Below are 7,015 nucleotides of genomic sequence, written 5' to 3'. Positions count from 1 at the left end.
GAGAAAAATCAAAGCAAAAAGAGCAGGAGAGAAAGGACGATACTCGACGCAAAATTTTGCTCGGTTCTTATTTGATTAAAAAAATGAATGACAATGAAGCCAATAGAGAAAAAATACTCGCTGAACTCAACGAGTATTTAATAGAAGATCGAGACAGAAAATTATTTAACCTTTAAAACCTAAACTTCTTAAATGTGGAATAAACTCTTTTTGTTTTTCAGGGTCTATCAGCATGTCTTTAATTCGACTAGCTAAAGCCTCATAACTCTCATTACCAACAGCTAAATGTGATAGGCCCGGTAATTTGGCAAGCTGATTTCCAAACATATTAATTTGCCCATCAGTCATTTTGAAAAACATATCGACGGTATTCATATCTCGACTTGAGTTGATTTTTGGCTTTTCAAATTTTTCTTTAACTTTGAATCTAAACCCCACAACAGTTCTACCCTCTTTTATATTTTCATAAGTTAGATTTAAATCTGTTTGAGAGTTAATTTCTTCTAAAGAAGGCTCTAAAACACGGGTTTTTAAATTAGACATTCGATCATAAGACTTAGGCAATCCTAACTCTGTTTTTATACGATCTAAACTTAATTCAAATTTACCTAGACCCTGATATTTCTTGGCAAGATGATACAGGTCAAAGGAATAATCTTTTTTAAGTCTGAGTACCACTTCTTTTTTATATTTGGTGTAAGGGTTGAGCTTATCAAATTCTTTTAGCATTAAAAGAACTTCCTCAGGAAAGCAAATTGATATTGCTCCATTGTCGTATTTTGCTCGGATTACCCAAGAACAAGAAACTTTTTTCCCCTTTTCATCTGTATAGGTAAAGTACCTACGCAGCATATGCTTACTAGCTTCCTCCATCGACTTATATGCAGAGTGGGTTTTTATATTGCACTCTTTAGCAAAGTTTTCAGCAGTAATAGTAATGGGGTCTTTTTCGGTAGCGTTGGTAACTCTAGCGATAGGACTTGCTAAAACCAATAAACGCTTTTCATCGATAGACATGCTTTTAAAGCATTCTTGAATATTATTTTGTATGACCACCCATGAAGGTGGATAGGTTTTTTTATCTTCCATTTGAAAACTACATACTGAGCAATGTAATTTGCAAAATACCAAGCTGCTGTTTTTTTAGCTATTATTTTTGTAGCTTTTTAACAAAACTACAATAAAAATAATGTAGCTTAATGTCCTCCATTTGTAGTTTTAAATTCCTCCATTTGTAGTTTTAAAAACTGATTTAGTCCTCCATTTGTAGCTTAATATCCTCCATTTGTAGTTTTTTAAAGTTTGAAAGCCTTATGAATAAAGGGTTTGAAGGGGGTCTAAAAGCTTTTAAAAGCTTATTAAAAAGATAAAAAAGGATTTTTTATTTAATACAATTGAAAATAATTTTTTATAATTAATTCTAATTCTTCGTGTAAGGCTGTTTACGGCCGATTAAAAGAAAATAGGTATACAACCATATGTTTACATGTAAACGTTCGAAATACGCGAAACTGTGAGCATAGGGACTATATTTTTATGTATTCCTATGTTAGAGTTTGAACTGTTTGAAAATAAAGCAAAAAAAAGGCACTTGCGTCAACAAGTACCTTTTTTGAAATCTTTAATATCAAATAGCTAACAAATCAAACCAAAGGAGGTTAAAAAAGCCATAAGAATTAATGATTTACGTTTAAAATGCATAAACGATTCTATCATTGATAAACAATTTGTTCAAGTTAGCGAACAGATAAGGCTGATTAACCTCCATTTTTTACAATGGAGGAATCATCATGATTCCAGTTTTACCGGCAGTAGATACACATAAAGCACATATCTTGCACCGCTTATTAAATAGGGTGCCTGTTAAAAACAAAGATATGTGGTCGTCTATTGATTCTAGTTACTCTGCGTGTCGTATTAGCGAATTACGTAGTGATGGATGGAATATTGAAGATCACTATTTATCTGAAGATTCAAAACTGAAAAAACGTGTGCGAGTAAAAGTGTACTTCATACCATCTTTATTAATTAGTGAATTGTTGAAAGAACAGGCAATTCAAGATTTTTTAAGAAGGTTTGAATATCGACAAGCCAGTTAAATAGAAAAAAGGAAGGGTTATCCCTTCCTTTTTTTGCTTTAAAAAACAGACTTTGTAATCAGAGAGAAAAACGCATGAATTTTGATACCAGGTGATCGCTCGTAGGCACTTGCTCGGCTCTTACTAGAATGAGTTTTTTATTAAAATATTTAATCAGTACCGTGGAACAACGATCAAATATCAAACTTGGAACATGATAAATAGAGGAGTTGCCGCCCTGTTGCTCTATGATTCAAGGCAGCAATCTCTAATATAATGATCTTGAAGGGAAAAACAGTTGTATTTCGTATAAGGTCTATTATGCTAATTTTTTAATCCAAATTGGATTCGAAGTAATTAAAGCTTTACTTTTTAATATAGAAAAATTATCTGCATGCTGACTTAATAACTCTATAAGAGGTGGGATTGTAGAGCTATTTAATAAGTATGGATTAAAAATATCATTATGATTTTTAGAGAAAAACTTAACTATATCCTGATCAATATTGGCATATTTCATATACCAATTAGAAAAGAGATATGTACTGATCTTCTCAAGATAAAGAACTTCACAATTTTCATGACGCGGATCTTTTAAGATTTTGTCATGAAAAAGATGCTTTACTTTATCTTCTTGCCCCTCTAAACATTGAACAAAGTAATCATTTCCATAGTAAAGAGCCCCATAGATCTGATTTGCTCCATTAAACTTTAATGCTTCGGTTAAAATTTCATAAAGTTCACTCTTAGAATAAATTTTAGACCTGAACTTACTTACATATAATAATCGTATAGCGGTCATTGGTAATTCGTCTTAAGATATAAATAGTTAAGTATATATAATAAAAAAAATTATTATATAAAATTAGTAATTTTTAGACTGCTTTCTTAAAGCATCCTTTCTTTTATCTTATATCCTTGCACTTTACCTATTGGTAAAATACATACATTCATAATCTATATCGGAAAGTAAGTAATTAAGCATAAGAAAAAAAATCCCAGCAGGTGTAGTGCTGGGATTAGGTGTCTTCTGGGCTTAGTTATTATCGTTATCAAAAAAGTATAACTCAGTTTTTACTTAATTAATTTTCTTTTCAATTAGCTTCAATTTACTTAACTGTTGCTCTTTTTTCTGATCATTTTCGATCTTAATAACTATAGCTAAAATAAAAAGCATCATTATAAAAAATAGGAAAATCAAATGCTTTCTCATTATTTATTCCTTCTTTTAATGTTTTAGCATGCCTTTTCCCATTGCAAATAGATATGACATAAGAAACCAAAATTTAGCTCGATGCTTTGAAATATGGCTTTAGCCATATTTCAAAGTCGGGCAACTTTGCGCTTGCTATAATCTGATTAGCTATGAGAAAAACCAAGCAAAGTACCGATCAACTAATATCTTTTAGGGTCGATCTGGCACCAGTCATAGGTCTTTTCTTTGACACTATTTGGCTGAAATGAATAGCAATTTTTCGTCATGATTCTGACTAGTGTTTCACCATCACTTTCTCTAATTTGTAGTGGATATTTTTTAAGTACAGCCATATCAGTTCTACGTTCATTAATTTCATCTTTGCTTGGCACGTACAAGAATATTGCCAAGATGAATACCATCATCACAGCGACAAACGTGCTGGCAAAAATAATGATAAATTTTAAGTTGAGCCTTTTTGTAGCTTCGTTTAATTCTTGAATACTATTGTTTAATGCAGCTGTATGTTTCTTATTTGCGTTTTCTAGCGATTTTTCAGCCTTATTGAGTACTCCGTTAGCGATTTGGTTGTAAAATACCTCTAATCGCTTGTTATCGTCTGCTATGGCCTCTCTATATTCCTTCATGGAGGCCAGTAAAATATATAGTTGATCGTCTAAGTCGTTTTGGTTGCTCATAGCGATGGGCCACTTCTTTCATATTTAATACGCTGTGTCTGTTTCATCTTTTGCTCTTGTTCCAATTTCAATCTTTGTCTTTGCTCTTGTTCCAGACGTTGTGCTTCCCGATCTTTCTTCCATTGTTTGAAACCTTGCTCAACATGGTTGAACCCTTGTTCTAAGGTCTTTTCCTTGTGCTGTTGTTTGTTTTGGAGCTGTTGGCTGTTTTGCTGTTTGATCGTATCGTTAAAACGGCTAATTTCAGTATCTATGCCTTTTCTGCGCATCTGGGTAACTTTACTACCCTCATGGATGGTAGCTTGTAGATCCTTGCCTTGATCGGCATAACTACGGTGGTCGATTCTTTCCCGATACCCTGCATGTTCGAGGGCATGATTGGCTAAGTTTGCCCAGGTGGCTCGGATCTGTTTAATTTCTTCCTGGCTTGTTCCCATGCCCAGGCTTTTTCTCTTGGCATTGCTTAACTCAATATCAGTCTTATCCTTTAGCACCAGATTATGATCTTGATCCAGTTCAGCCTTACGTGTAGTCAGCAAGATATGCGCATGATGGTTTTTATCATCCCCTCCTTTGCTGGGTGCATGGATGGCTAAATCTGCAATCACCCCATAACGGTCTACTAATGATTGGGCAAACTCTTTAGCCAATTCTTTTCGCTGTTCTTCGTCCAGTTCATCAGGTAAAGCGATAACCCATTCACGTGCGGTTCGGGCATCTTTTCGATTCTCAGATTTTTCTGCCAGATTCCAAACTTGGCTTCGGTCTAATTCAGTATCCAAGTTAGAAAGAATCTCTGTATAAACCACACCTTCTTTTCTTGTGAAGTCATGGGTTAACCCTGTCCGTTCATCTTTCAATTTTTCTCCTGCACGGTAAGCCATAGATGCAACTGCAGTTCGTCCCGAACTTCGGTTAACGGTCTTAGTAGTACAGTGATAAATTGCCATGCCTTAGCCTTGTGGTGGTTTTGCTTTTGCTTTTAAAAATTGCGTAGCAGTTTTTTGGGGTTAAGGGGTATCCCCTTACGCAAACTTTGACTTGGATGAAATCCAAGTCGTAAGTGCGCATTTCATGAAAAACACGATAGCATATAGCCCGCTTGAATTTCAATTCATAGGGCCTTATGCTTGAGTGGTTTTCTATATCCCGAAATCTGAATCATGACAAAAGCTGCTGAAAATCTCGAAAAGAAAATCGAAGCCCAGTTAGAAAAGTTGAAACAGCTAAAAGCTCGTAAACAGGCTATTGAAGCGAGAGAAAAATCAAAGCAAAAAGAACAGCAGAGAAAGGATGATACTCGACGTAAAATTTTGCTTGGTTCTTATTTAATTAAAAAGATGCAAAGTAATGAAGCCAACAAAGAAAAAATACTCGCTGAACTCAACGAGTATTTAACAGAAGATCGGGATAGACAGCTTTTTGACTTACCAAATATTGAGATATCTAAATAATGCAAAAAACACTAATTTTATGGGGTGGAATTTTAGCGACAATCATGGGTTCGCAAAATCTTAGTGCATGTATGCCACACTCACCAAATGAGGTATTTATAGCAAGGGTTCAATCATTTGAATCAGATAAAAATCAGACTAAATTTCAATTTTCTAACCATAATTTTATTTTTCGCCCATTAATAGCTTGGTTTAGATATTCTAGCCCAAATGAATGGAATGGCGATTTTAAAATTAAGAATATAAAAAAAGGAAATTTGATAATTGGTTTAGCATATCCGCCAGATGGTAACCAAGCAAGAAATTATCAGGTAAGTTCACTGGCACTACTTCACTGTAATAATGATGTTATATCAATAAGTAAGCCATCCACTCCTTTTTTAGCATGGGATAGAGCAAAAGGACGTTGTTTCTATACTGATAAGAGTGGTTTATTGAACGGCTTTCTTGAAAAAGATCAGGCATATTATTTACATAAAATTCAAGCTAAATATCCGACTTGCCGTAAACTGTACTCAGCATTCCCTATGACGTAATGTATATAAAATCTTAGTCTTTGAAGTCTGTTTCAGTCCGCAATGCTTTAAAAATCCGCTTTGCGGTTTCCTCTCGGACGGATGTAGGGTCACGTAAAATATTGGCAATCCATATTGAAAAGGCTGGGTAATCTTTATTGTCGGCTAAGTCAGAGATGCTATGAACCTTAGATAATACTGAACTGTAGGTCTTAATTTGACTGTCAGATAAGTTGCTGAACATATCTATAGTTTTTTGATCTCGCTGAGATTCTATTTTTTTAGGTGACAATTTTTGCTTAAATTTTAATTCTATGTGTGTGAACTTACGCCCTGTTTTTAACAGTTTATATTTGATTGTAATGGGAGATTTTTCATTAAGTTCATCAATTGCGGTATCTATTACCCATCTTTTTAAGTCTGCCGTTAATGGATACTTATTATTCAGATCAAGCATATTGCGCAAGTCATCAAGCCTTATTTTTCGATAACCTGTACTCTTGAATTGCATCATTAATTCATAAAATCGAACGCTATACCCACTACTTACTCCTGCTATGTCTTGAAGAAAATATTGTGTGAAGTTAGATGATAAGTTACTAATAAAGGGTAATACAGACTTACTAAACCTTATTGCCGCCAAAATATAATCTTCTGCATAAGGATCGCTCCCTGTCACCTCTTGGATAAATTCAGGATTAGCCAAAGCCCAATCACTATTGTATTTCATGATGTCTTGAACCCATCGAGTTTTAAATGTCCCTGCTTCAGTTGTTATTGTAATAACTCTATTAAAAAGTCGATCACATGCTTCTCTAATTTCTCTGCTTGCTGTTTTTGGGTTAACACCTAACTCAATAAATGATTCCCTTGTGACGCAATAACCTGTGTTATCTGTCACTTCTTCGCCTTTGGGTATACAGGCTATAGCCGCCAAAATTAAGCGCTGTTCATTCAAAGACAGTTGATAACTAGCTTCAATAATATTATTTGCTTTGACTACTAAGAGCTTACTCATTTTTGTATTCCTTATTATTAATTATGAGAATAATATATCGCCTCATAGTTATGCGTC

8 protein-coding genes and 1 pseudogene are annotated in these 7,015 nt (G+C 34.2%); 4 read left to right on the top strand and 5 right to left on the bottom strand.

Annotated features, from left to right (window positions below; translation table 11 throughout):
- Nucleotides 1-176, top strand: a pseudogene (locus FTV31_RS17400) (mobilization protein); the annotation flags it as partial.
- Here the strand turns inward: FTV31_RS17400 and FTV31_RS15075 are convergent.
- Nucleotides 166-1,089 carry a RepB family plasmid replication initiator protein gene (locus tag FTV31_RS15075; RefSeq protein ID WP_179991712.1) on the bottom strand — a complete coding sequence of 308 codons (924 nt, stop codon included), beginning with the start codon at nucleotides 1,087-1,089 and terminating at the stop codon, nucleotides 166-168. The pseudogene FTV31_RS17400 and the gene FTV31_RS15075 sit on opposite strands and share 11 nt — an antisense overlap.
- Nucleotides 1,090-1,790: 701 nt before the next feature.
- Between FTV31_RS15075 and FTV31_RS15070 the strand changes: the two genes are divergently transcribed.
- A complete protein-coding gene (locus tag FTV31_RS15070) occupies nucleotides 1,791-2,099 on the top strand; it encodes a hypothetical protein (RefSeq protein ID WP_179991713.1) in 309 nt (102 codons plus the stop codon).
- A gap of 298 nt (nucleotides 2,100-2,397) precedes the next feature.
- Here FTV31_RS15070 and FTV31_RS15065 read toward each other — a convergent pair whose 3' ends face one another.
- The 3 genes from FTV31_RS15065 to mobQ all read right to left on the bottom strand — a co-directional run bounded on the left by FTV31_RS15065 (nucleotide 2,398) and on the right by mobQ (nucleotide 4,921).
- Nucleotides 2,398-2,880, bottom strand: coding sequence for a BLUF domain-containing protein (locus FTV31_RS15065; RefSeq protein ID WP_179995733.1), 483 nt, complete (start codon nucleotides 2,878-2,880; stop codon nucleotides 2,398-2,400).
- Between the two features lie 593 nt (nucleotides 2,881-3,473).
- Nucleotides 3,474-3,971, bottom strand: a complete 498-nt coding sequence (locus FTV31_RS15060) for a hypothetical protein (protein ID WP_179991709.1) — start codon at nucleotides 3,969-3,971, stop codon at nucleotides 3,474-3,476.
- Nucleotides 3,968-4,921, bottom strand: coding sequence for a MobQ family relaxase (mobQ, locus tag FTV31_RS15055; protein WP_179991710.1), 954 nt, complete (start codon nucleotides 4,919-4,921; stop codon nucleotides 3,968-3,970). Before mobQ ends, FTV31_RS15060 begins: the two co-directional genes overlap by 4 nt.
- Nucleotides 4,922-5,134: 213 nt before the next feature.
- On the opposite strand from mobQ, the gene FTV31_RS15050 reads away from it, so the two are divergent.
- Both FTV31_RS15050 and FTV31_RS15045 read left to right on the top strand, forming a co-directional pair.
- A complete protein-coding gene (locus FTV31_RS15050; RefSeq protein WP_180015599.1) occupies nucleotides 5,135-5,425 on the top strand; it encodes a mobilization protein in 291 nt (96 codons plus the stop codon).
- Nucleotides 5,425-5,961, top strand: a complete 537-nt coding sequence (locus tag FTV31_RS15045; protein ID WP_253135668.1) for a hypothetical protein — start codon at nucleotides 5,425-5,427, stop codon at nucleotides 5,959-5,961. The genes FTV31_RS15050 and FTV31_RS15045 overlap by 1 nt, the downstream gene beginning before the upstream one ends.
- 13 nt (nucleotides 5,962-5,974) lie before the next feature.
- Here the strand turns inward: FTV31_RS15045 and FTV31_RS15040 are convergent, their stop codons facing one another.
- The gene (locus FTV31_RS15040; RefSeq protein ID WP_151710986.1) at nucleotides 5,975-6,958 is read right to left on the bottom strand and encodes a RepB family plasmid replication initiator protein; all 984 of its coding nucleotides are present in this window, start codon (nucleotides 6,956-6,958) and stop codon (nucleotides 5,975-5,977) included.
- Between the last annotated feature and the right edge of the window lie 57 nt (nucleotides 6,959-7,015).

Origin of the sequence: Acinetobacter sp. YH16031 (assembly GCF_013417335.1) — a bacterium.
GTDB lineage: Bacteria > Pseudomonadota > Gammaproteobacteria > Pseudomonadales > Moraxellaceae > Acinetobacter.
This window is presented reverse-complemented; position numbering and strand designations above follow the sequence as displayed.